Origin of the sequence: Arthrobacter agilis (assembly GCF_030816075.1) — a bacterium.
Classification (GTDB): domain Bacteria; phylum Actinomycetota; class Actinomycetes; order Actinomycetales; family Micrococcaceae; genus Arthrobacter_D; species Arthrobacter_D agilis_E.
The window spans coordinates 495,884-521,962 of sequence record NZ_JAUSXO010000001.1 but is presented as its reverse complement, the minus strand read 5'-3'; the positions used below and the strand labels follow the sequence as shown (position 1 = coordinate 521,962).

Genomic DNA, 26,079 nt, shown 5'->3' with positions numbered 1-26,079 from the left:
CCGGGCGGGCACCTGATGGCCCTCCTCGACAGGCTCCCCTCGCGCGTCCTGACGGTACGCGGGTGGGGCTTCGTCCTCACCGCCGTCGTCGCGGTCCTGTCCGCGCAGGTCCTCGGCCGCCGGGACCTGCTGTACGTGGGGATCCTGCTCGCCGCCCTGCCGGTGGCCTCGATCGTCGTCCTGAGGATCGTCAAGCCCCGCTTCACGGTGGCCCGCCGGTTCCAGCCGCAGTCCATGGAGATCGGCTCGACGACGACCGTCACGCTCTCGCTCACGGCCTCCGTGGCGGGCGGGGCCAGCATCTCCATGGAGGAACAGCTGCCCGCGCGCTTCGGGCAGCCGCCGCAGTTCACCTACCCGTCGCGCAACCCGACACCGGACGGCAAGTCCCTCTACGAGTACCGGCTCCGGTCCTCCTCCCGCGGCGTCTACTTCATCGGCCCGGTCACCGCGGAGTTCACAGACCCGTTCGGCCTGGCGAAGTCGCGGCACGTGCTCGGCGGGGCGGACGGGCTCGTCGTCACGCCCGCGCCGCTCGAACTGATGGCCTCCACCCTCTCGGGCTCGCGGGGCAACGACGGCCTGGCCGCCACGCAGCGGCAGGCCAACCCGAGCGACGACGACGTCATGACGCGCGAGTACCGGCACGGCGATTCGATGCGGCGCGTCCACTGGGCGGCCACGGCCCGGCACAGCGAGCTCATGGTGCGCCAGGAGGAGTCCGTGACCACGCCGCAGGCCACCCTCCTGATGGACCAGCGGCACGCGAGCTTCAGCGGCGGTTTCACGGCGGCGTTCAGCGGCGACGGGGCCGCCGGCAACGGGCTCTCCACCTCCCCCACGTTCGAGTGGGCGGTCACCGCGGCGATGTCGGTCAGCGCGCACCTGCTGGAGCGCAACTACGCCCTGCGGTTCCTCGACCACCACGGCGCCCCGGCGCTGCTGCACTCCCCGTCCGCACCGTTCCCGACCGACGAGGAGCACCACGGCCAGGGCGCCGTCGCCGGTATCGCCGAGGGTCTGGCGGCCCTCGAGCTCGGCCCCGAGGGCGGGCGCCGGCACGCCGACGAAGGCACCGGCACGACGTCGCGGACGGGGGACGCGGTGCGCGGCGCCGCCCAGCGCCTCCGCCGCGCCACCACGGACACCACCCAGCACACGCACCACGCCGCGTTCGGGGACGACCTGCTGGACAAGCTGGCCGGCACGCGGCACCGCGGCCCGCTGATCGCCGTCCTCGGGACCATCAACGGCGAGGAGGCACGGGCCCTGGCGTCCGCCGCCGACTACGGGTCGGCCTCCTACGCCCTGATCATCACCGAACGGCCCGGCGATGCGCAGCGGCAGCTCGGCATCCTGCGCGACGCCGGCTGGCACGCGACCGCTGTCTCGCCCGCAGCGCACCTGCCCACCATCTGGGCCGGTCTCGGGAACGCGACCGGCCCGGCGGCCCCCGCCGTTCCCCAGGCATCCTCCCCCGGGCCCGTCCGCGGCTCACGACACACCCCAGGACCGGCATGACCACGACACTCTCCCGCCCCGCCTCCGCGCCGGCTGCCGGACCCCCGGCGGCCCGGCGCGCACCCGCGGCCGACCCCTGGCACTGGTCCGTCACCTGTGCGTCCCTCCTCGCCGTCCTCGCGGCGGCCAGCGGGCTCAACGGCGTCGTCGAGCCCTGGACCTGGCTGATGCCCGTCCTCGGCACGCTCCTGCCGGTGCTGCTGGCCATGGCGCTGACCCGGGCACTGCGGTTGAACGGGGTCCTCACGGCCCTCGTGGGTGTCCTCGCCCTCATCGGGGCGCTCACCGCGCAGTTCGTCCCCCGGCAGAGCATCCTCGGCGTCGTCCCGGGGCCCGGCACCTCGCTCGAGCTCCGGCGCCTCCTCGCCCAGGCCGAGGAGACCGTCGTCTCGCAGGTGGCTCCCGTATTGCCGGGCGCGGGCATCATCCTGATCATGTGCGCCGCGCTGGGGCTCGTGGCCATCATCGTGGACATCCTCTCCACGACCATGCGCATGCCCGCGGCGAGCGGCCTCGGGCTCTTCACCATCCTGATCACCCCGGCCATCGTGAAACCCAACGGCGTCGGGATGGCCGCGTTCATCGCCACGGCCCTCGCGTTCCTGCTGCTCCTGGCCGCCGCGCAGTGGCGCGAGAACCGCCTCGCCTCCGGCGGGGCGAGGGCGTCGTCGGGGTTCGCCGCGCGCAGCGCCATCATCGGCTCGGCGGCCCTGGCCGTGGCGGTCGTCCTGCCGATGTTCGTCCCCGGCTTCAACTCGGGCGCCTTCCCCCAGGGCGCGCGGCTCAACGTGTGGGGCAACGCGACCGGCCTGAACCCGGCGGTGACGCTCGGCAACGACCTGCGCAATCCCACGGGATTCGGCCGGATCGCGTACTCCACCAACTCGGACACCCCCCTGTATTTGCGCGCGGTCACCCTCGAGGACTTCAGCGGCCGGCGCTGGGAACCCGACCAGAGGCTCGACGACCGCCAGGACGGCGTCGTCGAGATCGGCGCCGAGGCCGGCGCCCCGCGCACCCCACCGCCCGGCTCCACGGTGTTCACCCGCGTCACCACGCAGAGCTACGCCAGCCCCTGGCTGCTCTCCCCCTACGCGCCGGTGGGCATCACGAACCTCAACGGCGACTGGGCCTGGGACCCCGCGAACCTGTCCGTCCTCGCCACCGACGGCGGGTCGACGGCACGCCAGGAGTACCTCGTACAGAGCATCTCCGCGGACCTCACGCGTGAAGGGCTCGGGGCCATCGGGCCGTCCGACTACGACGACGTGCCGGAGGTCTTCACGCAGCTGCCGGACGACACGCCCGAGGTGGTCCGCACCACCACCAGCGAGGTCACGGACGAGTACGTGAACCCCTACGACAAGGCCCTCGCCATCCAGAGCTTCCTCCGTGGCCCCGACTTCTCCTACTCGGTGGAGGCACCGGTGGACGGCGGGTACGACGGCAGCGGCATGGACGTCATGGCACGGTTCCTCGAGTCGAAGTCCGGCTACTGCGTCCATTACGCCGGCACCATGGCCGTCATGGCCCGGGCCGCCGGCATCCCCAGCCGCGTCGCCATCGGCTACACGCCGGGCAGCCCCACGGGTGGCACCTCGCAGGGCCCGGGCGGGATCGAGCTGCGCGAGTTCGTCGTCGACTCCCGGAACGCGCACGCCTGGCCCGAGCTGTACTTCGAGGGTGTGGGGTGGGTCCAGTTCGAACCGACACCCTCGCGCGGCGTCGTCCCCACGTACGCCCAGCAGTCCTCCAGCCCGGTGGGGCCGCGCGCGGACGACATCGACGTCCTGAACCCCGGGGCCCTGACCGACAGGGGCGACCGCACGGGGTCGGCGGCGGAGCCGTCGGGATCGGCCGCCGACGACCAGGCCGGCGGCGCCCAGGACGGGACGACGCCGGTCGCCGGCGCGCTCGCCCTGGCCGGGGTCGGGCTGCTGGCGCTCCTGCCGCTCATCCTCCGGACGTCAAGGACCCGTTCCCGGCGTCGCGCCGTCACGGGCGGCGAGGTGTCACCGGGCGGGTCCGGGGCGGCGACCGCCGCGTGGGCCGAGACGACGGAGATCGCCGGCGACTACGGCTACCGGCTCGAAGCCACCGACACGCCCCGTTCCTTCGCCGGCCGCCTCACCCGGGATGCCGGGCTGACCGGTGACCCCGCCACCTCCCTCGGGCGGCTGCAGTCCGCGTACGAGCACGAGGAGTACGCCGACCACGCCGTTCCCTCGGCTGCCGCCTCCACGCAGCACCCGGCCGGCCCGGCGGCCCTGCCGGTGGCGACGCTCACGCGGCCCGTGGCGGTGCCGCGCTGGGACGACGTCGACACCGTCACGCGGGCACTCCGGCAGCGCAGTTCCTGGCGCCGGAGGATCAGGGCGCGCCTGTTCCCGCAGTCCCTCCTCAGCCGCTTCAGGGGCGACGCCCGCCGCTGACGCGCCACCCCGGCGGCAGACGCACGGAAGGCCGGCACCCCCTCGGGTGCCGGCCTTCCGTCCGCAGGGACGCCCCTTCCGGGGCGCCGGTCCGCCTCCCTAGGAGGCGTAGGGGTCGGCGATGCCGACGTACTGCGTGTAGAGGTACTCCTCGATCCCCTCGGCGCCGCCCTCACGGCCGAGACCGGACTGCTTGACGCCGCCGAACGGTGCGGCCGCGTTGGACACGACGCCCGCATTGAGGCCCAGCATGCCGGTGTCGAGGCGTTCCCCGATGCGCAGCCCCCGGTTGAGGTCGCGCGTGAAGACGTACGCCACGAGCCCGTACTCGGTGTCGTTGGCGAGCTCCACGGCCTCGTCCTCGGTGCTGAAGGTGATGATCGGGGCCACCGGGCCGAAGATCTCCTCCTGCAGGATCCGCGAGGACCGTGGCACGTTGGTGAGGACCGTGGCCTGGTAGAAGTAGCCGTCGCCGGTCACGGGCGATCCTCCGGTGACGGCCTGTGCGCCGTCCCCGACCGCTGCGCTGACCAGTTCGTGCACCTTGTCGCGGCTCTTGCGGTCGATCAGGGGGCCGAGCGTGGAGTCCTCCTCCGTGCCGCGTGCGGTGGTCATGCCCTCCATGCGCTCGGCGAACGCCGCGGCGAAGCGGTCCGCCACGGACTCGTGGACGATGAAGCGGTTGGCCGCGGTGCAGGCCTCGCCCATGTTCCGGAGCTTGGCGAGCATCGCGCCGTTCACCGCCGCGTCGAGGTCGGCGTCCTCGAAGACGAGGAACGGGGCGTTGCCGCCGAGCTCCATGGAGGTCCTCAGCACGTTCTTCGACGCCGCGGCCAGGAGGTTGCGGCCCACCGGTGTGGAGCCCGTGAAGGAGAGCTTGCGAAGACGAGGGTCCTCGATGAGCGGTCCCGTGACGTCGCCGGCCGTCGTCGTGTTGACGATGTTGAGGACGCCGTCCGGGAGGCCTGCCTCCTGCAGGACGGTCGCGAAGAGCGAGGAGGTCAGCGGGGTGAGGTTCGCGGGCTTGAGGACCATCGTGCAGCCCGCGGCGATCGCGGGGGCGATCTTCCGGGTGGCCATGGCCAGGGGGAAGTTCCACGGCGTGATGAGCAGGCACGGCCCCACGGGCTTCTTGCTCACCAGCAGCCGGGACTTCCCGTCGGGGGACGTGGAGTAGCGGCCGGAGGTCCGGACGGACTCCTCGGAGAACCACCGCAGGAATTCGGCGCCGTAGGCGACCTCGCCGCGCGCCTCGGCCAGCGGCTTGCCCATCTCGAGCGTCATGAGCAGTGCGAACTCGTCGGCGCGGGCGGTGACCATGTCGAAGGCCCTCCGCAGGATCTCGCCCCGCTCCCGCGGAGCGGTCCGCGCCCACTCGGCCTGCGCCGCGACCGCCGCGTCCAGTGCGGCCATGCCGTCCTCGGGAGTGGCGTTGGCGAGCGTGCGGAGGGTGCGGCCGGTCGCCGGGTCCTCGACGTCGAACGTGGCACCGGACGACGACGCCCGCCACTGCCCGCCGATGAAGAGCCCGGTGGGCACCTTGTCGAGTACTGCCTTCTCCTGGTCGGCGGTGACAGCCATACTGAGCTCCTTCGCGAAGATACTGCGGGTTCGTTGCTGGTTCGGTCCCGGATCCGCTACGGGATGCCGGGCACCCCTGGCGGGGGCATCCTGCTCACGCTAGACCGGGCGGCGAAGGGGTGTCCAGTGAAGGTTGCACCCCGAGGGTGCTTGCGCGTTGGACAAGTGCACAAGCCGGTCGCGACGCGTTCGGGTGCACCCGGCACGGGTCCCGGGTGCACACCCAGCGTGCACACTCAGCGTGCGGCGATGACCGCTGCGTACAGCTCCCGCTTGCTGACCCGGCCCTCCGCCGCGACGGCCGCGACGGCGTCCTTGAGCCGCATCCCGCCCGAGATCAGGGCGTTGACGTCCGCCACGTGGTCCTCCGGGCGGGACGGCGGCGCCTCCGGGGCGCCGGCGACGACGACGGCGATCTCACCGCGCACCTCGACGGCCTGGGCCCACTGCAGGAGCTCGAGGAGGGTGCCGCGGATGACCTGCTCGTGCACCTTGGTGAGTTCCCGTGCCACGGCGGCGGGCCGACCGGACCCGAAGGTCTGCTGCAGCGAGCGCAGCATCGGTTCGAGGCGGTGGGGTGCCTCGAAGAACACCATCGTGCGGCGCTCCGCGGCGAGATCCACCAGGCGTGCGGTCCGCAGGCCGGGCTTCCGCGGCAGGAACCCCTCGAAGCAGAACCGGTCGGTGGGAAGGCCGGACAGCGCGAGGGCGGCGAGGACGGCGGAGGCGCCCGGGACCGCCGTCAGGTCGATGCCCTCGGCGACAGCTGCCTCCACCAGGCGGTAGCCGGGATCGGAGACGGAGGGCATGCCGGCGTCCGTGACCATGAGCAGGGTGGCGCCCTCGCGGACCAGGTCGAGGAGCTCGGGCGTCCGCTCGGTCTCGTTGTGTTCGTGGTAGCTGATCACGCGGCCGGCCACCGTCACGCCGAGCGCCTGCACGAGCCGGTGCAGGCGGCGCGTGTCCTCGGCCGCGACGACGTCGGCGGTCCGGAGCAGGCCGATCAGCCGCTCGGTGGCGTCGCCCATGTTGCCGATCGGCGTCGCCGCGAGGACGATCCTCCCGCGGCCGCTGCCGTCACCCGCAGTCCCGCGGTAGGCCGTTCCGGGGACACGGGCGTCGCTGGAATCGCCATCAGCGGAGTCGCCGTCCACCGAGTCGCCGTCCAGGCCGCCGGGGAACCCCTCGGTGTCCTCCGGCCCGTCGTCGGGCGCATTCTCGGGCCCGTCGTGCAGGGCGAACGCCTCTCGGTGCTCGTCCGTGCCCTCCCCGGGCATCTCGCTGCTCATGGCCGGGGTCGCGGCGTTGCGTGGCTGGTTCACCGGACCAGCCTAACCGCCGGGGCTCCCGCGGTCCGTAGGCCACGGGCGGGGCGTTCTGCGAGGCCGGCACGGGGACCGCCGGTAGCATGTCAGGGTGAGCCACACCGCCGTCCAGCCCCGACCGGACAGTCCCCAGCCGGGCGGCTCCTGGATCGTCGCCCCGCTCCGCGCCTACACGCACGCCGACCTCACCGCCCGCCTCCTCGGTGCCGCCGCTCCCGGAGGAGCGCTCCGCTGGGTCCTGCCGCTCGTCATGGCGGTGCTCGGCGGGATCCTGCGCTTCGTGCGGCTCGGCGAGCCCGGCTCGCTCGTGTTCGACGAGACGTACTACGTCAAGGACGCCTACTCGATGCTGCAGTCGGGCTACGAGCGCGAATGGCCCGAGAACGCCAACGACTCCTTCAACGCGGGCAACCCCGACGTCCTCCTCGACGCCCCCGACTACGTGGTGCACCCGCCGGTCGGCAAGTGGATGATCGGCTTCGGCATGCTCCTGTTCGGCTCCGACAACGCCTTCGGCTGGCGGTTCTCGGCCGCCGCGATCGGCACACTCTCGGTCCTGCTCCTCGCGCTCGTCGCCCAGCGCATGTTCGGCTCGGCGCTGCTCGGGGCCGCCGCGGGGCTCCTGCTCGCCGTCGACGGCCACCACCTCGTGGAGTCGCGGACGTCGCTGCTGGACATCTTCCTCAGCTTCTGGCTGCTCGCCGCGTTCGCGGCCCTGCTCCTGGACCGCGACGACGGCAGGCGCCGCCTCGCCCGGCGGCTCTCCGCCAGAGCGGGCGACGACGGCCTCCCACCCCCTGCGCTCCTGGCCTACGGGCCGTTCCTCGGGTTCCGGGCCTGGCGCCTCGTGGCCGGCGTATGCCTCGGCCTCGCGCTCGGCACCAAGTGGTCCGCCCTCCCGTTCATCGCCGCCTTCGGCCTCCTCACCGTCGCGTGGGACCTCAGCGCCCGTCGTATCGCGGGCGTCCACCACTGGGTCCGTGGGGGTGTCCTCAAGGACGGGCCGCTCGCCTTCGCCTGTATCGTGCCGGTGGCGCTGCTGACCTACCTGGGCACCTGGACGGGCTGGTTCCTCTCGGCGGACGCCTACGACCGTACCTGGGCGGAGGGCCATCCGTCGGAGCAGTGGGGCTGGCTGCCGGAGGGCCTGCGCTCGCTCGCCGAATATCACCGGAGCGCCTTCGCCTTCCACCAGGGCCTCGGCTCGGACCACCCGTACGAGGCGAGCCCCTGGACGTGGCTCTTCGTGGGACGGCCGACGTCGTTCTTCTACGAGAAGCCGACCGGCTGCGGCGCCGACGCCTGCTCGCAGGCCGTGACGGTGCTCGGGAACCCGCTCATCTGGTGGAGTGCCGCACTGTCCCTGCTCGTCCTGCTGTTCTTCTGGATCGGCCGCCGCGACTGGCGTGCCGCGGCCATCCTGACCGGCGTCGCCGCGGGCTACCTGCCGTGGTTCCTGTACCCGGAGCGCACCACCTTCTACTTCTACGCCGTGTCCTTCGAACCGTTCCTCGTGCTGTCCCTCGTGTACTGCCTCGGCCTCGTGCTGGGCGGACCGGGTGCGGACGCGGCCCGCCGGCGGCGGGGTATCGTGCTGGTGGGGGTCTTCCTGGCCGCCGCGGTGGCACTGTCCGCCTACTTCCTGCCGATCTGGACGGCAGAGGTCATCCCGTACGACCAGTGGCGCATGCGCATGTGGCTGCGGAGCTGGATCTAGGCGCGGACCCCACCCACTGGAACGAAAGCGAGCAATGGTGCGCGAAGCCATCACCGAACTCCTGGTCGACCTCCCGGCCGCCGGTAACACCACGGACCTCCTCCTGCGGACCCATGACGCCGATCCCGGGCGTGCCCTGTACGCGCGGCGGTCCGAGGGGCAGTGGCGCGACGTCTCGGCGGCGGAGTTCCTGCAGCAGGTGACCGCCGTGGCGAAGGGCCTGATGGCGCGCGGCGTGCAGCCCGGCGACGCCGTCGCCGTGATGTCGAAGACACGCTACGAGTGGACGCTCGCCGACGTCGCGATCTGGTTCGCCGGAGCCGTCACCGTGCCCATCTACGAGACGTCCTCCGCACACCAGGTGGCGTGGATCCTCGAGGACGCGCAGCCCGCCGTCGTGCTCGTGGAGGACGACGGCAAGGCCGGCATCGTGCGCGACGCCGCCGGGCGGGCCGGCCGCACGGACGCCACCACCGTGGTCCATCTGACCGACGGCGCGCCCGACGACGCGGAGAGGGTGACGCTCGCGGACCTCACCGAGGGCGGGTCCGGCGTCTCCGATGCGACGCTCGAGGCGGCCCGGAGCTCGCGCACCCTCGCGGATCCGGCGTCCATCGTCTACACCTCGGGCACCACGGGCCGGCCGAAGGGCTGCGTCATCACGCACGGCAACTTCGCCCTGTTCGCGGTCAACACCCTGGAGTTCCTGCCCGAGTTCCTGAAGCAGGAGAACGCCCGCACGCTCATGTTCCTCCCCCTCGCCCACGTGCTGGCACGCGCCGTGCAGGTGGTGTGCTTCACCGGCGGCATTCAGCTCGCCCACTCCGGTTCGGCGGCGCAGCTGCTCGAGGACCTGACGACGTTCCGGCCGACGTTCCTGCTCGCCGTCCCCCGCATCTTCGAGAAGATCCACGCGTCGGCGGCTCAGCGCGCCGCGGAATCCGGCAAGGGTCGCCTGTTCGCGGCGGCCGAGCGGACCGCCGTCGCCTACTCGCGGGCCGTCGATGCCCGCGGGCGGGGCGGGCGCGGCCCCTCCCCCGTGCTGCGCGCGTCGCACGCCCTGTTCGACCGCCTCGTCTATCCCCGGCTGCGGGGCGTCTTCGGCGGCGAGGTCACCTACACGGTGTCCGGCGCCAGCCCGCTCAGCGAGCACCTCGCACACTTCTTCCGGGGCGCGGGCATCCTCATCCAGGAGGGCTACGGCCTGACCGAGAGCACCGCGCCCTGCACGGTGAACACGGTGCCGCTGACGCGCGTGGGATCCGTGGGCATCCCGATGCCCGGCATGAGCGTCAGGCTCGACGACGAGGGCGAGATCCAGGTGAAGGGCGCGGCGATCTTCGCCGGGTACTACCGCAACGACGAGGCGACGGCCGCGGCCTTCACCGAGGACGGCTACTTCCGGACCGGTGACCTCGGCGCGCTCGACGAGGACGGCTTCCTGACCATCACGGGCCGCCGGAAGGACCTGCTCGTCACCGCCGGCGGCAAGAACGTGGCGCCCGGCCCGCTCGAGGAGAAGCTCCGGGAGCACGCGCTGGTCGGGCAGGCCGTCGTGGTGGGCGAGGGCAGGCCCTTCATCGGCGCCCTCATCAGCCTGGACCGGGAGGCCCTCGGCCCCTGGGCGGCGGCGCACGGGAAGCCGGGCCTGACGCCCGACGACGCCGCGCACGACGCGGACGTCCTCGCCGAGCTGCAGACCGCCGTCGACGCCGCAAACGCGACAGTCTCACAGGCCGAGCAGATCCGCCGCTTCACGGTGCTGGACGTCGAGTTCACCGTGGAGTCCGGGCACCTGACGCCGACGCTGAAACTGAAGCGGGCCGCCGTCGTCGCCGACCACGAGGACGCACTGTCGGAGCTGTACCGCTCCAGGAGCCGCTAGCGGGCACTCCCGCCACGGGGCCCGGTACCGCTGCCGCTACGAGGCGTCGAGCGCCTCGCGGTACCGGGTCTGTGCCGCCTCCTGGGCCAGCATGGAGCGCTCCCGCCGCGCCTTCGTCGGCCACGCGAGGACGAGCGTGAGCAGGGTGGCGCCGAGCACGAGCACGGCGATCGTGATGGCCGAATCCGTCCAGAACTGCTCGGGGAACAGCCGGATCAGCGTGTCGTCCACGCGGAAGGTCCAGGTCCCCTCCTTGAAGAACAGGGCGTGGACCTGCGTGAAGAACGTCTCCCAGGCCAGCACCGCGAGCACGGTCAGGGTCACGATGCCCACCAGCGTCAGGACCGCTCCGGCGAACAACGCCCGCCGAATGCCGCCCTTGTACCGCCGGGCGAGATAGACGCAGGCGAGGACGGACAGGACGAAGAGCACCAGGGCGATGAAGAAGGACAGGCCCAGCACGCCCTTCACGTCGGCCATGTGGCCCACCTCGGTCTCGAGGAACAGCGGATCGCCCGAGGGCGTCACCAGCCCGCCCAGGTATCGCGCGGGTGCGAGGTTCACGACGTAGTCGAGCGCGTAGGAGCCGTAGGTCATACGGTCGTCCAGGGAGAAGCCGTACTGGTCGGCGGGGAAGCCGGGCCGGTGGTACTCGAACCACAGGAACGACGATGTCGCCACGGCGCGGACGGCCGCCGCGACCACGACGACCGGGAAGAAGAGCGCGACGACGACCTGCAGGAAACGCGCGAGGACGGGCTTCGCGGCCACGGCCTGGTCCCGCACGGCCGCGCGCCGGGCGGCGTCCTTGTCGAGGGGCCGTGCGGAGGGCGACGCCGTGTCGTTGGACGCGGGATCCGCGGCGACGACCTGATGGGAATCGGTGTCGGCGGTGGTGTGGGCCTCGGCGACGTCGCGGGTGCCGTGATCGCCGTCGGAGCCGCTGTGACTGTCGGTCTCGGTGGTGTCCTTGTCGACGGCGGTGTGGGCCGCGGCGGCGAGGGTCGTGCCGTCATGGGAGGCGGTGTCGTGGGCGCCGGTCCGCGCGGTGGATCCGCCAACGGCGTGAGCGTCGGCACTGTAGGGACCGTCGGCGCCGGCATCGAGCGAGTGGTCGTCGGCGTCCGCCACCGGCCTGTCAGCGGGGCCGTCGGCGTCGTCGGTCCGCGGACCGCCGTCGGATGCCATCCGGGAGGCGCCGACCGACGTCGCACCGGACGAGGATGTCTCGTCGCTCGAAAAGGACGCCGTCGCGGACGTCGCGCCCGCTACGACGGGCATCATCTGCGTCGCCGTCCCACCGTCGTCGTGAGCGCCGTCGTGAGCGCCGTCGGACGAACCGTCCTGAGCGCCGTCGTGAGCGCCGTCGGACGAACCGTCCGAGGTGTCGTCGGACGGGGTACCGGACGAGGCAGTCGTGCGCGGGTCGTCACCGGTCTCCCCCGGTTCCTCCTCGACGCGGGACAGGTCGGGCATCGTGCCGGCCTTCCGGCGTGGCAGGTCGTGGCGCTGGGCCACGACCGGAGCGGGGCCGCCGTCCGGGCCCGCGATGCCGCCCTCGGCGGGGGCCGCCGGGTCGTCCTCCGGGCGTCGAGCGCCGGAAGCGGTCGAACGGGTGCTGTCCATCTCTGCCACTGCGTTGTCTCCTCGATCGGTGCCCGTCGGCGCTGCGGCCGACGTCATTCGACACTACCGGGCATTGCTGCGCCCCGGCGGGAGACTCCCCGCGCACCGGCGGGGTCAGGCGGTGATGACGGCCTCTCCGCGGTCCACCGCTCCGAGGTCCCCGCGGTAGCCGGCGGCGAAGGCACGCCGTCCGAGGATCAGGGTGTAGGCCCAGTAGGCCGCCAGCACCAGGAGGCCGATGGTCATGCGCAGCCAGGCCGGCAGTCCGCTCGGCGTCACGAAGCCTTCGACGAGGCCGGAGACGAGCAGCACCAGCACCAGGCCGAGCGCCACCGTGATGAGCGAGCGGCCCTCCTCGGCGAGGGCGACCGAGCGCAGCCGGCGTCCCGGCGCCACCCATGCCCAGAAGATGCGCAGTCCGGCGGCCGTGGCGATGAAGATCGCGGTGAGCTCCATGAATCCGTGCGGCAGGATGTAGAGGAAGAAGACGTCGAGCCGGTCGTAGGACGCCATGGTGCCTGCGGCCATGCCGACGCCCTGCGCGTTCTGGTACAGGATGACGGCGGGCCAGATGCCGGTGACGCCGAAGGCCACGGCCTGCAGCGCGATCCAGGCGTTGTTGGTCCAGACGAGCCCCGCGAAGGACGCCGCAGGATTCTCCGAGTAGTAGTCGACGAAGTCCTCCTCCACGTACTGGCGGAGCGACTCGTCCGTCCCGAGCGCACCGATGACGCCGGGCGTCCCGGCCACCCAGAACCCGTAGAGCCCGGCGACCACGAGGAAGAACACGCCGACCGCCACCGTGAGCCACCGGATGCGGTAGAACGCCGCGGGCAGTGCGGCCACGAAGAACTGCGCCACGTCCTCCATGAAGTGGGACCTGGCGCCGGTGAAGCGCGTCCGGGCACGGGACAGGCGTGTGGAGAGCGACCCGGAGAGGGCGCTCTCGGGGTCCACCGAGCGGATGACCGACAGGTGCGTGGACACGCGCTGGTACAGCACGAGCAGTTCGTCCGCCTCCGCGCCGTCGAGCCTGCGGCGCCGCACGAGTTCGTCCAGGCGTTGCCAGTCGCTGCGGTGCACGGCGATGAAAGCGTCCACGTCCATGGGCCCACCCTATAGTCCCGCCTGCCGGCCGCAGGCGGCCTCGCCGACGATAGGCTGGCCCCATCGCATCCAGCCGATCCAGGGGGAACACATGAGTTCGGTCGTCACCGGCGAGGCCGTGGTCCTCGAGCTCAAGCCGGCGGGTTTCGGCGCCCGCGGGCTGAGCATCCTGATCGACATCATCGCGCAGGCCGTCGTCGCGGTGCTCCTGATGCTGCTGATCGGCCAGGTCTTCGGCGGGGTCCTCGACCCGGCGCTCACCACGGCGCTCCTGCTGGCCGTCGTGGTCCTCCTGCTCGTCGTGGTCCCGGTGACCGTGGAGACCCTCACGCGCGGCAAGTCCCTCGGCCGCCTCGTCATGGGGGTGCGGATCGTGCGCGACGACGGCGGCGCGATCCGCTTCCGTCATGCCTTCATCCGCGGGATGCTCGCGGTCTTCGAGATCTACATGCTCGGGGGGTCGCTGGCGTTCCTCGTGTCGCTGTTCAACGAGAAGTCCAAGCGCCTCGGGGACCTGCTCGCGGGCACGTACGCGATGCGGGAGCGCGTCGTGGCCAACCCGCGCGCGCTCGCCGTCATGCCGCCGTCCCTGCAGCAGTGGGCCGCAACGGCGGACATCGGCCGGCTGCCGGATGCCCTCGGCCGCAGGATGTCCCAGTTCCTCGCCCAGGCCCCGAGGCTGGCACCTCAGGCACGGCACGCCCTGTCGTTGGATCTCGCCGCCGAGGCGAGCGCCCATGTCTCACCGCCGCCGCCCGGGGCCACCCACCCCGAGGAGTTCCTCCACGCCGTCATCGCCGCACGCCGTGACCGGGACTACGCCGCCATGATGCGGCAGCGTGAGCGCACCGAGGCGACAGCGAAAAGGCTCCACACGCTGCCCTTCGGCTAGCGTGCGGAGCCTTCGGCCGGGCAGTCCCGGGGGGTCTCCTACGGCTGGTCGACCCACTCGTTCCAGGGCACGTTCCAGTCGCCGAATCCGTCCCAGACGTACATGGGGCCGTAGCCGGTGTTGAGGATCTGCACCACGTCACCCGGGCCGAAGGTGTTGTAGAAGTACTCTGCCCCCTCCGGCGACATGCCGATGCAGCCGTGCGAGACGTTGAAGTTGCCCAGCGCCACCAGCGCCGCCGGCAGCGCCTCGTGCACGAAGGCCCCGCCGTTGCTCAGCCGGCTCGCGTGGTTCACGACCGTGGGCGGGTAGTACGCGGGATCGCCGGGCTTCAGCCCGATCGACTCCGCCTTGAACTGCGTGGAGGCGTAGTGCTCCATCACCACCATGTATCCCTCGGTGGAGGGCCACTCGTCCGTTCCGAGCGTCACGGGGAACGTCCTGTCGAGCTTGCCGTCGAGGTAGACGTTCATGGTCTTCGTGGTGTTGTCGACGACGGCGAGGCGCGTGTTGTGCGTCTTCACGGTCATCGTCTTGTCGCCGTTGCCGATCATGCCGTTGCCGAAGTCCACGCCGAAGAGGTTCAGGTCGACGGTGATGGTGCTGTTCGGCGCCCAGAACGTCTCGGGGCGGTAGCGGACCTTGGTGTCCGTCAGCCAGTAGAAGGCACCGGGCTGGCCGCTGGTGCTCGTGACGGTGATGGCCTTCTCCACGGCGTCCCGGTTGGTGACCGGCTCGCTGAAGCTGAATTCGAGGGGCTGGCCCGTGCCCACCGTGCTGCCATCGAGCGGGAACATCGAGGCGTCGGCCTCGTTGGCGGGTTCGACGGTCGAGAAGCTCGACGTCTCCTGCTGCGACCCGCCCGCGGAATCAAGCACCGTGTAGGAGAACGCGTAGTCGGTGTCGAAGGCGAGCCTGTCGGTGGCCGTCCAGGTCCTCCCGTCGTCGGAGAGCGTGCCGGCCACGGGAGTCCCGCCGGCGCGCGGCGCCAGCTCCACGGCGTCGAGCGTCCCGCCCTCGACCGTGATCGCGGCGACGGTGGCAGGGTTGACGGCGTACGCCTCGTCCGTGGGCGTCAGGCCCACGGTGTACCCGGCGGCCGGGGCCTGCGCCGCACCCGACGGTGCCGCCTTCGGGTCCTGAGCGGCGGCGGGCGACGACGAGGCCGATGACGCCGGATCGTCCCAGGGCGACGCCGTGGCGATCCCCACGCCTCCGCCGACCACGACGACCGCCGCTGCGCCGACGGCTGCGATCTTCCAGCCCTTCCGGCGTGCCGCGTCCCTGCCCGACTCCTGCTTCATGCGCATGCGTCTGCCCTTCGATGTCGCTTCCCCCGTGTGATGCTACGCGACCGCGCCGACGGCGCCGTGGAGGCGGCGGCCGGTTTCGGCAACGATCCGGTCACTGCCGGCGAGGCCGGCAGGAACCGTGCGAGGAGGGCCGCGAAACCCCTAGTAGCGGTACTGCTCGGGCTTGTACGGCCCGGCGACGTCGATGTCGAGGTACTCGGCCTGGCCCTTGGTCAGTTCGGTGAGTTCCACGCCCAGCGCGTCGAGGTGCAGGCGCGCAACCTTCTCGTCGAGCATCTTCGGCAGCACGTAGACCTCGTTCTCGTACTCGCGCTCGCCCTCGGCGTCCTCCTGCTCGAACTTCGTGTAGAGCTCGATCTGCGCGATCGTCTGGTTCGCGAACGAGTTGCTCATGACGAACGACGGGTGTCCGGTCGCGTTGCCGAGGTTCAGCAGGCGGCCTTCGGAGAGCATGATGATCGAGTGCTCCTGCACACCCTCGGCCTCGCTGGCGGGGATGACCCACTCGTGGACCTGCGGCTTGATCTCGATCTTCTCGACGCCGGGGATGCGGGCGAGCCCGGGCGATGTCGATCTCGTTGTCGAAGTGGCCGATGTTCCCGACGATCGCCTGGTGCTTCATGCCGGCCATGTGGCGCGCCATGATGACGTCCTTGTTGCCGGTGGTGGTGATGAAGATGTCACCCTGGGCGAGCACCGTCTCGAGCTTCGCGACCTGGTAGCCGTCCATGGCCGCCTGCAGCGCGCAGATGGGGTCGATCTCGGTGACGATGACGCGGGCACCCTGGCCGCGCAGTGCCTCGGCCGCGCCCTTGCCGACATCGCCGTAGCCGCACACGACGGCGACCTTGCCGCCGATCAGGACGTCCGTGGCCCGGTTGAGGCCGTCGGGCAGGGAGTGGCGGATGCCGTACTTGTTGTCGAACTTGGACTTCGTCACGGAGTCGTTGACGTTGATCGCCGGGAACAGGAGCTTGCCCTGCGCCGCGAGCTGGTACAGGCGGTGCACGCCCGTCGTCGTCTCCTCAGTGACGCCCTTGATCCCGGCGGCGATCGTCGTCCACTTCTGCGGCTCGGACTCGATCGTGGACCGCAGGGTCTCCAGGAACACCGTGTACTCGTGCGAGTAGTCGGCGTCGCCCTCCTGCGGATCCGCCGGCACCGCGCCGAGCGCCTCGAACTCGGCGCCCTTGTGCACGAGCATCGTGGCGTCGCCGCCGTCGTCCAGGATCATGTTGGGGCCGAGGCCCTCGGCCTGGCCCGGCCAGGTGAGGATCTGCGTGGCGGTCCACCAGTAGTCCTCGAGGGATTCGTTCTTCCACGCGAACACGGGGACGCCGGCGGGTTCCTCGACCGTGCCGTTCCCGACGACGACGGCGGCCGCGGCCTCGTCCTGCGTGGAGAAGATGTTGCACGACGCCCAGCGGACCTCGGCGCCGAGGGCGGTGAGCGTCTCGATGAGGACGGCCGTCTGCACGGTCATGTGGAGCGATCCGGCGATCCGGGCGCCCGCAAGGGGCTGTGCGTCGGCGTATTCGCGGCGCAGGGCCATGAGCCCGGGCATCTCGTGCTCCGCGAGGCGGATCTGGTGCCGCCCCGCCTCGGCGAGTGAGAGGTCGGCGACTTTGTAGTCGAACATGGTGCTGTTCCTGCCTGTGGGTGGGGGGTGCTGGTGGGGCGGGGCGGCCCTAGCGGGTGGCTGCGGCGCCGTCGAGTAGTTCGGCGGGCAGGAGTACCGGGATGCCTTCGTCGAGTCCGTAGGTGAGCGTCCCGCCGTCGGGCCCCGGTGCCGTGGACCGGAGGACGGAGTCTTCCTGCACGAGCTTCGACCCCGTGACGGGGCAGCGGAGGACGTCGAGCAGCTGTGCTGGGAGGTTCGCCATGGAGACGCTTTCGCTCGGGAGGGACGGGATTCGCGCACCCCAAGTCTAGCGCGGGCGCGTCGTCCTGCCCGAATCTGCCGGGTACGTCAGGGTTCGCGCAGGATGCGCAGATGGCCGCGCCGGGGACCCGTGACGCCGGCCGGCGGCTCCATGGGCGCCTTGCTGCCGCGCTTGCCCGCCGCGGGCTGCTCCACGGTCGGCTCCGCCGCCGCTTCCCGCACGGCGTCGGCGAGGGCCAGGAGGTCGTCCGAGTTGTGCTCCGGCGGGGCGTCGGGGAGCGTCAGGCGGACCACTTCCCACCCGCGGGGCACCGTCAGGCGCTCCGCGTGCACGGCGCACAGGTCGTAGGTGTGGGGTTCCGCGTACGTGGCGAGGGGACCGAGGACCGCCGTCGAATCCGCGTAGACATAGGTGAGGGTGGCCATCGCCGGCCGCTGGCAGGCGGATCTGGAGCATTGACGGAGTGATCCCACGAGCGGCAAGCCTACCGGGCTTCGGCCCTCCCGGCGCGCAGGACGCGCACCGACGGCCGTTTGCATCCACCGTTGCATCCGCCGACGGCCTCCCTTTCAGGCGTGCGGCAGAAGTGCTCAAGGCTTAGAGTCTTTACATGCAGGATGCCTCCACATTTTCGGTCAGCCTGACCGATCCCTCGTCCTCCGAAGAACGTGCGGCACGGTCCTTCTACGAACGCCGCCGCAACCGTCGTGGTCGTGGCATGCGCGGGGAGCTCCTGCCGCAGCACCTGCCGGGATCCCGGTCGCGGTCCGAGCAGTTCGACGACTGGGTCATGGAGTCCGCGCAGCGGCTCGAGCGCCTCTGGGGCGAGCGCATCCAGGACCTGCAGATCGTGGTGCAGGAGATCCCCGACGGCCTGGAGGACATGACGGCGGAGACCCTGCGCGGCCTGCTCGGCTCGTGCACCCCCGCCACGCCCGGGCGGCCGGCCGTCATCACCATCTACCGCCATCCCGTGCTCATGGCCGCCCGGTCCCTGCTGCCGGTGAACGAGCTCGTCCACGATGTGGTGGTGGAACAGACCGCCGAGCTGATGGGCCTCGCCCCGGAGGCCGTGGACCCCGCCTACGGACGCTCCCAGGCCTGATCCCGAGGGCGGCTGCTAGTACCCGAGTTCCACCGGGATGCTCTGCGGGCCCGTCGAGCCGGCCGGCACACTGGCCACCGAGATACCGGCGCGGTCCCCGGGCAGCGTCATGACCTGGGCGCCGTAGACAGGATCACCGGCCGCGTCGATGATCACCCCGGCCGGAGCCCGGCCCAGTGAGGACGCCGGCACCGTGACGGAGGTACCGCCCGCGATACCGATCACCACAGGATCGCCCAGGGCACCGTCGGCGGCGACGGGGGTCAGGGTCACCTCTCCCCTGCCGCTCGGTGCCCCCAGCACGAGGGCGGCGTCAACGCCCTCGGCCAGGGCCACGGCGTGGTCGGCGCCCAGCCGGACCGCGGACGGGGCCCCGGCGAAATCGACCGGCTTGCCGGCATCGATGCCGCGGGTGACGCGGGCGGAGGCCACCACGGCGACGTCGGAGGTGACGGCGATCGTGTAGGTGCCCTCGGGCAGGTCGGTGAGGGGAACGGTCATCACGGAGCCTGCCGCGGCCGTGCCGACTCCCCCGCCGGGCAGGTCCACCACGCCGTCGGGGCCGTAGACCTTGATGTCCAGCACGGCGTCGCTCGATCCGGGGACGAGCACCTGGAGTTCGGGGGCAGCGGTGCCGTATCCATCCTGCTCGCGGACACGCCGTGCCGTCGCGGCGTCCTGCACGACGACACCGGGTACCACCTGCGTGACCCCCGCGGCCGCCGTGGGCGACAGGAGCTCGATGCCGCCCGGCGTGAGGCCGCGCAGCACGCTCTGCTGGATCACACCCGTGACGCGCCCGCCGTCGCTGCGCACGCGGACGGCCACCTGGTCCTGGTTCCCGGCGAGGCCCGCGAGGACGATCCGCCGGGTCTCACCCGGGGCGACGAGCTGGCCCCTGGAACCGGCCGCGTCGATACGCCCGTCCCTGCCGGACAGCTCGACCGTCACGGTGGCGGGTGTCCCGGTCGGATTGGTCAGCGTCAGGATCGACGACGCACCCACGGTGGTGGAGGCACCGAGGATCCAGAAGTCGCTCGACGGCACCTGGCAGCCCGTCGCGGCGAGCCCGCGGAGGTCGCCGTCGGTGGCGGTGTAGGTGGAGGTCGCGGCGGCCACCGGGGTGAGGCCGCCCTGCGGCTGTGCGCGGAAGAGCGTCGGAGCGTCGACGGCGACCCCGCGGGCGACGCCGGCGATGCGGCTGGTCAGCCCGTCCGCGCCGCTGCTGGCCGGGGCGTCGGCAGCGAGCGATGTCTCGGGCGCGAAGTCCTGGATCATCGACAGGGGCGCGCCGGGGCCGACGGGCAGCAGGCCGCTCCCGGTCAGGGTGGCGCTCAGGTCGCTCAGCACCAGAGCGGCCACGGAGGTCTTCGCGGTCGAGGAGGCCGGGCTGAACTGCGGGTCGGCGCCCTCGGCCGCCGCCTCGAGCAGTCGGGGCGGGGCAGCGCAGACCGCCGTGTAGTCGCCGGCCGGTACGGCGGCCGCGGGTACCGGGAGATCGGTCGCGGGAGGCCGGACCAGCGCGTCCGTCACCGTTCCGGAGGCGATCGCGGCGGTTGCCGCGAGAAGCACCACGCCCGTTCCGGCAGCCACCGCGGCACCGAGGCGTGCCCGACGGCGTGCACCGCCGGTCGCGGCCCTGTCCCGGGCCACCGCGCGCGCAGCGACGGCGGCATCGGTCGGCTCCGGCACGACGGCGGGCTCGACGACGGGCTCGGCGACGGGCTCAGCGGCACGCTCCGGAGCCGGCACGGCGGCACGGTCATCAACCTTCGGCGCAGCGGCGGCGACATCCGGCTCCGGCACGACGGCAGGCTCGGAGGATACCCCCGGTTGGTTGAGCGGTTGGTTCAGCGGTTCGTTCTGCGGTTCCTGCTTCCGCCTGCGTCCCCACATCACATCGGGCTACTTCCACTGGTCACGGGCTGCGGAGCGCCCGAGGGCGCCTGGACGTCGTCGTCCGCACTGATCCCGGCGGTCCGGGTGGGCGGGACGGGACGGCCGCCGTACGGGCGCCGCCCGGCGGGCCGGACCACGCGTGGCCGCGACGGCAGCGGGATGGCCAGCAGGAGGGTGAGCCCGAGGAGCACCGCCTGGACGGCCTCGGCCCACGGGTGGAACGGCCCGACGTAGGAGACGGTCACGTCGCCGCCTCCGGCAGGCAGGTCGAACGCCTGCTGCCATCCGTCGGACGAGGCGTCGAGCTGTTCACCGTCGAGGCTCGCCTGCCAGCCGGCATCGGCCTCCTCGGCGAGCACGAGCCTCCGACCGTCCGCTCCCGGCGGGACGGTCCCCGAGGCGAGGACCGCGGAGGACGACAGGATCGCCTCGGTCCGGCCGTCGGCGTCCACCACCCGGACGCGCGCCGTGCGGTCGCCGGCGTCCTCGGTGCCGTCGTCGAGGGTGGCCGGAGCCACACGCCACAGGCGTCCGGCATCGGTGTCGCCCACGGCGGTGAGGCCGGGCACGGAGTCGATGCGTCCGCTCAGGAAATCGCCGGCGGTCCCGGACTGCTGCAGGACCACGAAGCCGACACCGAGATCGCGCAGATCGTTCCGGGGATCCGCGCCGGTCGCTCCGACGATCACCGCGACGGTGGTCCGGAGGGTCCGCGCGGAGTCGCCGTCCTCGGCGGGGGCGTCCCCGCCCTGCAGGGTGCGCGCGGCGTAGAGCGGGTTCAGCGCGTCCAGGGTGGTCCCGGATCCGTGCATGAGGGAGGCGGTCACCGCATCGTCGTCGTCGACCGTGATGACGAGCGTGCGCGTCCGGTCGGGGCCGTTGCCCCGGTCGGCGGCCGTGGCGGGCAGCGGCCGTTCGGCCACGGGCTCGATCCCCACGGCCGTGCCGAAGCCCGTGGTGCCCGGTCCGGCGTCGGGCGCCTCCTGGAGGGGGGCTCCCGGGATGACCACGGGTTCGGCCACGACGGCCGGCGCGCCGGCCACCTCGGGGGCGACCCACAGGCCGAGGCTCAGCAGCGGACCGACGGCGAGGACCGCCCCGCCGATGATCCCGAGCGACCGGCGGCCCGCGCGCGGACGGGCGACGGGCGCGGTCCCGTCGTCGCCGGGCAGACCGGAGAGAGCGGCGGCGAGGAGGCAGAGGGCGACGACGGACACGAACGGTCCGGGGAAGACCGGGACGAGCGATGCGCTGCCCAGGGCGACGGGAAGGACGGGCGCCACGGCCGCGAGCGCGAGAGCGAGGACGGCGAGCGGCCAGAGGCGGCGTGCGATCCGGCCACCGCCGGCGCGTGAGAAGAGGGCGACGGCGGCCAGCACGACGACGGGACCGCCGATCAGGACCGCGGCGACGAGCGACCACGGCCCCGTGCCGAGGAAACCTGCCGCGTCGGGCGGGAGGAGGGGATCGAAGGACACGGGGAAGCCGAGGAGGTGCTGCCACGGGGCTGCGGGGGGAAAGGGCGTGGGCACGCCCGGGTCGCCGAGGATCCCCCGGGGCGAGCGCACCGCGGACAGCGCGTACGGCAGGTACAGCGCCACGACGGGCAGGAGTGACCACCAGAGCGTGCGGGCGCGGCGGCCGCCGAGGACCAGCGCGAGCACCAGCCCTCCGACGACGGGCACGAGGAGGGACGGGGCGCAGGCCGTGACGATCGCGAGGACGAGTCCCGCCGAGGCCCCTGCGGTCCAGCTGCGGGTCCCCTTGATGCCGGGCGTGATGACGCCCTCCGGCAGCGTCCGCGCGGGCAGGGCGGCGCCGACCGCGCGGATGACCCCGAGCAGGGCCAGGGGCAGGAGGACGTGGGCGAGCAGCGCGCCGAGGCGACCGCTGCCGAGAGCCACCTGGAGGGCGGGTGCTGCACCCCAGAAGAAGGCCGCCCAGAGCCGCAGGCCGCGCGAGCGGGTCAGCGCCCCGGCGGCGATCCACGCGGACAGTCCCGCCAGCGGCAGTGCGCAGACCACCGTGACGACGATCATCGTGTTCGCCGAGCCGAAGCCCACGAGGGACAGGAGCCAGAGCACGAAGGAGAACGGCGAGCCATGGCCGGCGAACCCGGTGCCGAGGCCCGTCCACCAGGTCGTCGCATTCGCCCAGATCTCCTCGGGGGTCTCCGCCGCCGGCAGCAGCGCGCCGCCGGCCAGGGCGCCGGCCCCGACGAGCCGGTGCAGCCCCGTGAGGGCGGCGGCGAGGAGCACGACGACGGTGAGCACAGCTCCGGCCCCGACCCACAGGCGCGCCGGCGTGGCGAGGGCCACGAAATCGTCGTTGCTGTCCCCCGAGGGGATGTACTCCTCCGTGCCCTGCAGGCCGTCGGAGCCGGGCTGCGCGCCGCGCGAGGTGAAGGCGTCCACGACGGACCTGCGGTGGGACCAGACCTCACGCCGCGATGTGACCAGCGACCGGACGATCGAGCGCGGGAGCTGGCGGGTCCTAGCGGCCGCACGGCGTGACCGCCAGAGCTGCAGCGGGCGGCAGACACCGGCGACGCTGCCGAGCAGCTGGCCCGTGCCGTGGGCCGGGTCCTTCGCCAGGAGGCCGAGCAGGAGCCGCCCCAGGCCACCGAGCACGGCACCGACCGCGAGGAACGGGACCTTCCAGGCGGCGGCGTGCTTCAGCCGGAGATACACCTCGGCCGCCCGGGCGGCATGCGGGGTGGAGACGGGGTGGGGTCGTGCCGTCGCGTGGCGGATCACGGCCGCCGGCACCACCACCACGCGGTTCCCGGCGAGCCGGTTGCGCCAGCACAGGTCCACGTCGTCGCCCACCCCGTGGAAGGCCGGGTCGAACCCGTCGAGGGCGTCCCACACGTCGCGCCGCACGAGCATGCCCGCGGAGTTCACGGCGAACACGTCGCTGCGGGCGTCGTACTGGCCCTGGTCGTGCTCGTCGATGTCGATCAGCGTGAGTCTCTCGGCCCACCTGCTGATGGACAGGCCCACATCCACCAGCGCGCGGCGGTCGTCCCAGGCCACCTGCTTGGTGCCCGCGACGGTCACCGAGGGCGCACGCTCGACGGCGAGGAGGAGTTCGGCGAGAGCGTCGGGCTCGGGCGCGGAGTCGTCATGGAGGAGCCAGAGCCAGTCGTCGGCGTCGTCCGACGCCCCGCGGCCGGGGATCTCCCCCACCGCGGTGCGGACGGCGGTCCCGAACCCGGCGCGCGCGGGCGCACCGACCACGGGGCTGCCCGTCGGCAGGCCCAGCTGGAGGACGGAAGCCGAGGCGTCCGTGGATCCCGTGTCGACGCCTACGCAGAAGTCAGCCCGGCGGGTCTGGCGTTCCAGTGCTTCCAGGGTGCTCGGAAGGTACTCGGCGCCATTGTAGGCTACGACAACGGCGGTGACGCGAAGGGGCAGCGGAATCAGACTGCTCGCTTCCGCAACCTGCGCCGCTCGCGCTCGGAGAGCCCGCCCCAGATGCCGAAGCGCTCGTCATTCTCCAGCGCGTACTCGAGGCACTCGGACTTCACCATGCACGAGCCGCATACCTTCTTGGCGTCGCGGGTGGACCCGCCCTTCTCCGGGAAGAAGGCCTCGGGATCGGTCTGTGCGCAGAGGGCGTCGGCCTGCCACGAGAGTTCACCGTCGTCGTCGACGTTCCCGGGGGCCAGGGGCTGCCCGAGCCAGGCCGGGCGGCCGGACTGGGCCGGCGGACGGACGTCCTCCCGCACGCCGGGCAGGATGCTGGAGGTGGAGGGGTCGACGATCGGGAGCACGAGCAGGCTGCTGGGGCCGTCGTCCACCTCGGGAAGGGCCGCAAGTGCCTCATGGGCTGCGAGGAAGGCGGTGGCCTGGTCCTCGAGCGCCGATCGCGTGCCTTCACGGTACCGCTCGCCCGCCAGGGGGTCGGCGGGGTCCAGGAACCAGTCTGCAGGAACGCCCCTCGAGCCGTAGCGGGCGGATGCCTGCGCTGCGATATCTGGTCGTGAGTGAGTGCGTTCTGCCTGCCCCATGGATAGCCCTTCCGGTGTTTCCGTTCCAACATCAGCATGGGTCGACCCTCGCGCCCCGCTGCTGGAACCAATCCGATGTCTAATTACACGGGTGTAAGTCGATTTTCGTCAAGCGACGGAGCGGATGATATAGAGTCGCTACCGCAGAAACACGGGCGCCACGCCGACTTTACTACCTGTCTTTGTCGGCGCGTCCAAGTAGTCCACCCGAGCCGGAAGTGACCCATCATGCCACAGACACCCGCAGGCATCCTGGCCGAGATGCGGTCGGTCAACTCCTCCTCGCCCCGCCTGGTCTGGCACGGCAGGGACGGCCGGATCGAGCTGTCGGGGCGCGTCTTCGACAACTGGGTGGCCAAGAGCTCCAACCTCCTCGTCGACGAGCTCGACGCGACCGATGCGAGCCGCGTCGCCGTCGACCTGCCCCCGCACTGGAAGTCCCTGGCCCTCGCCTTCGCCTGCTGGCAGGTCGGTGCCCTCGTGGTCCTGTCGGACGACACGGCCTCCCCGGCGGCCGGCGCCGACATCGTCCTGACGTCGCGCGCGGTTCCCGCGGTCGACCCCCCGGGCCTGCTCGTCTGCGTGGCGCTCGGATCGCTGGCCCTGGCCTGGGACGGACCGCTACCGCACGGGGCCGTGGACTTCGCCGCCGAGGTGCGCTCACACGGCGACGTCTACCTGGGGCAGACCGGCGACGACGACGCCCCACTCCTGGACACCGGAGGCCGGATCCTGACGTCCCGGGACCTGCTGGCCTCGGTGACCCTGCCGGCCGGCGCGGACGGCGGCGCGGATGGACCCACCCTGCTGCTCGAGCCGGGGACGGACCTCCAGCAGGCCCTCGCCACGGCGCTGGCCGTCTGGACGCAGGGCGGCGTCCTCGTCCTCGTCGAGGACGGGGTCCCCGTCACGGATCGCCTGCTGGCCGGCGAGCGCGTCACTGCCCGGCTGGGGACCGCCTGACCTGCTCACCCGCAGGAGCTGCAGGCGCTGCTGTCTCCGACGGTACGGTCGCGGTCTGCTGGCGCAGCTGGCCGGTGTGGAGGAGCTCCTTGTCGCGGCTGAACTCGGGCTCGGCGTCGAGCTCCGCGTTGAACACCCAGAAGCGGTAGGCGACGAAGCGCACGAGCGTCGCGAGGACCGTCCCGAAGATCCCGACGAGGAACAGCACGCTCGGCTCGGTCACGTCGAAGCCGTACTTGGCCACCCATACACAGCCCGCCGCGATCCCCATGCCGATCACGTTGATGAAGACGAACATCACGAGCTCGCGGGCCGCATTCGGCTGGCGGCGGTGGCGGAACGTCCAGTAACGGTTGGCGACCCAGGCGAAGATCGTGGCCACGCCCGCCGAGACGAAGCGCGCCTTGACCTCGCTGCCGCTCATGGGCCCGTGGATCAGGTACCAGTACAGCCCGTTGTCGATGACGAAGGCCACGCCTCCGACGGCGCCGAACTTCGCCACCTCGCGCCAGAAGAGGGATGCGAGGCCCCTGATCCTGTCCATGAGTCCTGCCACTGCTTACCTCCGCGGTCGGTCCGAACGCCGTCGCAGGGAATGTCTCCCGACGGTTGCAGGACGAACCGCGACAGGGGCCAGCAGAGCAAGCCACCCCGGCTGACCTTTGCATGGCGTGTTTCGACCCCATTTTACGGTGTCGGACGGGCAGCCGCGCAGCCGATCGGCTGTTGGCAACCTGAGAGCTTCCCGGTAATCGGCCCGGCGAGGCCGCGCCGCGCCCGGCCGATGGCAGCGCCCGACCCCGCCGTGGGTACCCTGT

The 26,079-nt window shown here is 72.3% G+C and carries 18 protein-coding genes and 1 pseudogene; 7 read left to right on the top strand and 12 right to left on the bottom strand.

Translation table 11 applies throughout. From position 1 onward, the window contains the following. The first annotated feature begins 15 nt into the window (after positions 1-15). Complete coding sequence (locus QFZ50_RS02390; protein WP_307081553.1) at positions 16-1,521, top strand: DUF58 domain-containing protein; 1,506 nt, start codon at positions 16-18, stop codon at positions 1,519-1,521. Beyond that, a complete protein-coding gene (locus tag QFZ50_RS02385; RefSeq protein WP_307081551.1) occupies positions 1,518-3,953 on the top strand; it encodes a transglutaminase family protein in 2,436 nt (811 codons plus the stop codon). The genes QFZ50_RS02390 and QFZ50_RS02385 overlap by 4 nt, the downstream gene beginning before the upstream one ends. A gap of 99 nt (positions 3,954-4,052) precedes the next feature. Here the strand turns inward: QFZ50_RS02385 and QFZ50_RS02380 are convergent, their stop codons facing one another. Both QFZ50_RS02380 and rsmI read right to left on the bottom strand, forming a co-directional pair. Beyond that, on the bottom strand, positions 4,053-5,534 hold the full coding sequence (locus QFZ50_RS02380) for an NAD-dependent succinate-semialdehyde dehydrogenase (RefSeq protein ID WP_307081548.1): 1,482 nt from the start codon (positions 5,532-5,534) through the stop codon (positions 4,053-4,055). 236 nt (positions 5,535-5,770) lie between these two features. Further along, positions 5,771-6,592 carry a 16S rRNA (cytidine(1402)-2'-O)-methyltransferase gene (rsmI, locus tag QFZ50_RS02375; protein WP_307086605.1) on the bottom strand — a complete coding sequence of 274 codons (822 nt, stop codon included), beginning with the start codon at positions 6,590-6,592 and terminating at the stop codon, positions 5,771-5,773. A gap of 358 nt (positions 6,593-6,950) precedes the next feature. On the opposite strand from rsmI, the gene QFZ50_RS02370 reads away from it, so the two are divergent. Then, the gene (locus tag QFZ50_RS02370; protein WP_373462236.1) at positions 6,951-8,576 is read left to right on the top strand and encodes a dolichyl-phosphate-mannose--protein mannosyltransferase; all 1,626 of its coding nucleotides are present in this window, start codon (positions 6,951-6,953) and stop codon (positions 8,574-8,576) included. Between the two features lie 37 nt (positions 8,577-8,613). Beyond that, positions 8,614-10,461: an AMP-dependent synthetase/ligase gene (locus tag QFZ50_RS02365; protein ID WP_307086601.1), complete on the top strand. Its 1,848-nt coding sequence runs from the start codon at positions 8,614-8,616 to the stop codon at positions 10,459-10,461. A 36-nt stretch (positions 10,462-10,497) separates the two neighbouring features. On the opposite strand, the gene QFZ50_RS02360 is transcribed toward QFZ50_RS02365, so the two are convergent. Beyond that, entirely contained in the window at positions 10,498-12,087 is a 1,590-nt protein-coding gene (locus QFZ50_RS02360) for a TIGR01906 family membrane protein (protein ID WP_307086599.1), read from the bottom strand. Between the two features lie 114 nt (positions 12,088-12,201). Further along, complete coding sequence (locus tag QFZ50_RS02355; protein WP_307081545.1) at positions 12,202-13,194, bottom strand: stage II sporulation protein M; 993 nt, start codon at positions 13,192-13,194, stop codon at positions 12,202-12,204. A gap of 91 nt (positions 13,195-13,285) precedes the next feature. On the opposite strand from QFZ50_RS02355, the gene QFZ50_RS02350 reads away from it, so the two are divergent. After that, positions 13,286-14,086 (top strand): RDD family protein, encoded by an 801-nt coding sequence (locus QFZ50_RS02350; protein WP_307081544.1) that lies wholly within the window; start codon positions 13,286-13,288, stop codon positions 14,084-14,086. 38 nt (positions 14,087-14,124) lie between these two features. Here the strand turns inward: QFZ50_RS02350 and QFZ50_RS02345 are convergent, their stop codons facing one another. From QFZ50_RS02345 to QFZ50_RS02330, 4 genes and pseudogenes are all read right to left on the bottom strand, one after another. Beyond that, positions 14,125-15,396: a L,D-transpeptidase gene (locus QFZ50_RS02345; RefSeq protein ID WP_307081542.1), complete on the bottom strand. Its 1,272-nt coding sequence runs from the start codon at positions 15,394-15,396 to the stop codon at positions 14,125-14,127. A gap of 144 nt (positions 15,397-15,540) precedes the next feature. Continuing rightward, positions 15,541-17,038, bottom strand: a pseudogene (ahcY, locus tag QFZ50_RS02340) (adenosylhomocysteinase). Between the two features lie 49 nt (positions 17,039-17,087). Continuing rightward, complete coding sequence (locus QFZ50_RS02335; RefSeq protein ID WP_307081540.1) at positions 17,088-17,282, bottom strand: Trm112 family protein; 195 nt, start codon at positions 17,280-17,282, stop codon at positions 17,088-17,090. An 86-nt stretch (positions 17,283-17,368) separates the two neighbouring features. Further along, on the bottom strand, positions 17,369-17,755 hold the full coding sequence (locus QFZ50_RS02330) for a DUF3499 domain-containing protein (protein ID WP_307081538.1): 387 nt from the start codon (positions 17,753-17,755) through the stop codon (positions 17,369-17,371). 137 nt (positions 17,756-17,892) lie between these two features. Between QFZ50_RS02330 and QFZ50_RS02325 the strand changes: the two genes are divergently transcribed. After that, positions 17,893-18,387 carry a metallopeptidase family protein gene (locus QFZ50_RS02325; protein WP_307081536.1) on the top strand — a complete coding sequence of 165 codons (495 nt, stop codon included), beginning with the start codon at positions 17,893-17,895 and terminating at the stop codon, positions 18,385-18,387. A gap of 15 nt (positions 18,388-18,402) precedes the next feature. On the opposite strand, the gene QFZ50_RS02320 is transcribed toward QFZ50_RS02325, so the two are convergent. The 3 genes from QFZ50_RS02320 to QFZ50_RS02310 form a co-directional block, all read right to left on the bottom strand. Further along, the gene (locus QFZ50_RS02320) at positions 18,403-20,193 is read right to left on the bottom strand and encodes a DUF5719 family protein (protein WP_307081534.1); all 1,791 of its coding nucleotides are present in this window, start codon (positions 20,191-20,193) and stop codon (positions 18,403-18,405) included. A gap of 89 nt (positions 20,194-20,282) precedes the next feature. Beyond that, positions 20,283-23,702, bottom strand: a complete 3,420-nt coding sequence (locus tag QFZ50_RS02315; RefSeq protein WP_307086597.1) for a glycosyltransferase family 2 protein — start codon at positions 23,700-23,702, stop codon at positions 20,283-20,285. A gap of 5 nt (positions 23,703-23,707) precedes the next feature. Continuing rightward, a complete protein-coding gene (locus QFZ50_RS02310; protein ID WP_307081532.1) occupies positions 23,708-24,298 on the bottom strand; it encodes a WhiB family transcriptional regulator in 591 nt (196 codons plus the stop codon). Between the two features lie 228 nt (positions 24,299-24,526). Between QFZ50_RS02310 and QFZ50_RS02305 the strand changes: the two genes are divergently transcribed. Next, entirely contained in the window at positions 24,527-25,261 is a 735-nt protein-coding gene (locus tag QFZ50_RS02305) for a TIGR03089 family protein (protein ID WP_307081530.1), read from the top strand. On the opposite strand, the gene QFZ50_RS02300 is transcribed toward QFZ50_RS02305, so the two are convergent. Beyond that, the gene (locus QFZ50_RS02300; RefSeq protein WP_307081529.1) at positions 25,236-25,805 is read right to left on the bottom strand and encodes a GtrA family protein; all 570 of its coding nucleotides are present in this window, start codon (positions 25,803-25,805) and stop codon (positions 25,236-25,238) included. The genes QFZ50_RS02305 and QFZ50_RS02300 overlap by 26 nt on opposite strands. Positions 25,806-26,079 lie beyond the last annotated feature (274 nt).

Excerpts from the sequence above, each read along its gene's own strand:
- QFZ50_RS02380 (WP_307081548.1), bottom strand. The coding sequence starts at position 5,534 with ATGGCTGTCACCGCCGACCAGGAGAAGGCAGTACTCGACAAGGTGCCC.
- QFZ50_RS02360 (WP_307086599.1), bottom strand. The coding sequence starts at position 12,087 with ATGGACAGCACCCGTTCGACCGCTTCCGGCGCTCGACGCCCGGAGGAC.
- QFZ50_RS02390 (WP_307081553.1), top strand. The coding sequence starts at position 16 with ATGGCCCTCCTCGACAGGCTCCCCTCGCGCGTCCTGACGGTACGCGGG.
- QFZ50_RS02300 (WP_307081529.1), bottom strand. The coding sequence starts at position 25,805 with ATGGACAGGATCAGGGGCCTCGCATCCCTCTTCTGGCGCGAGGTGGCG.
- QFZ50_RS02305 (WP_307081530.1), top strand. The coding sequence starts at position 24,527 with ATGCCACAGACACCCGCAGGCATCCTGGCCGAGATGCGGTCGGTCAAC.
- QFZ50_RS02350 (WP_307081544.1), top strand. The coding sequence starts at position 13,286 with ATGAGTTCGGTCGTCACCGGCGAGGCCGTGGTCCTCGAGCTCAAGCCG.
- QFZ50_RS02345 (WP_307081542.1), bottom strand. The coding sequence starts at position 15,396 with ATGCGCATGAAGCAGGAGTCGGGCAGGGACGCGGCACGCCGGAAGGGC.
- QFZ50_RS02385 (WP_307081551.1), top strand. The coding sequence starts at position 1,518 with ATGACCACGACACTCTCCCGCCCCGCCTCCGCGCCGGCTGCCGGACCC.
- QFZ50_RS02310 (WP_307081532.1), bottom strand. The coding sequence starts at position 24,298 with ATGGGGCAGGCAGAACGCACTCACTCACGACCAGATATCGCAGCGCAG.
- QFZ50_RS02325 (WP_307081536.1), top strand. The coding sequence starts at position 17,893 with ATGCAGGATGCCTCCACATTTTCGGTCAGCCTGACCGATCCCTCGTCC.
- QFZ50_RS02335 (WP_307081540.1), bottom strand. The coding sequence starts at position 17,282 with ATGGCGAACCTCCCAGCACAGCTGCTCGACGTCCTCCGCTGCCCCGTC.
- QFZ50_RS02355 (WP_307081545.1), bottom strand. The coding sequence starts at position 13,194 with ATGGACGTGGACGCTTTCATCGCCGTGCACCGCAGCGACTGGCAACGC.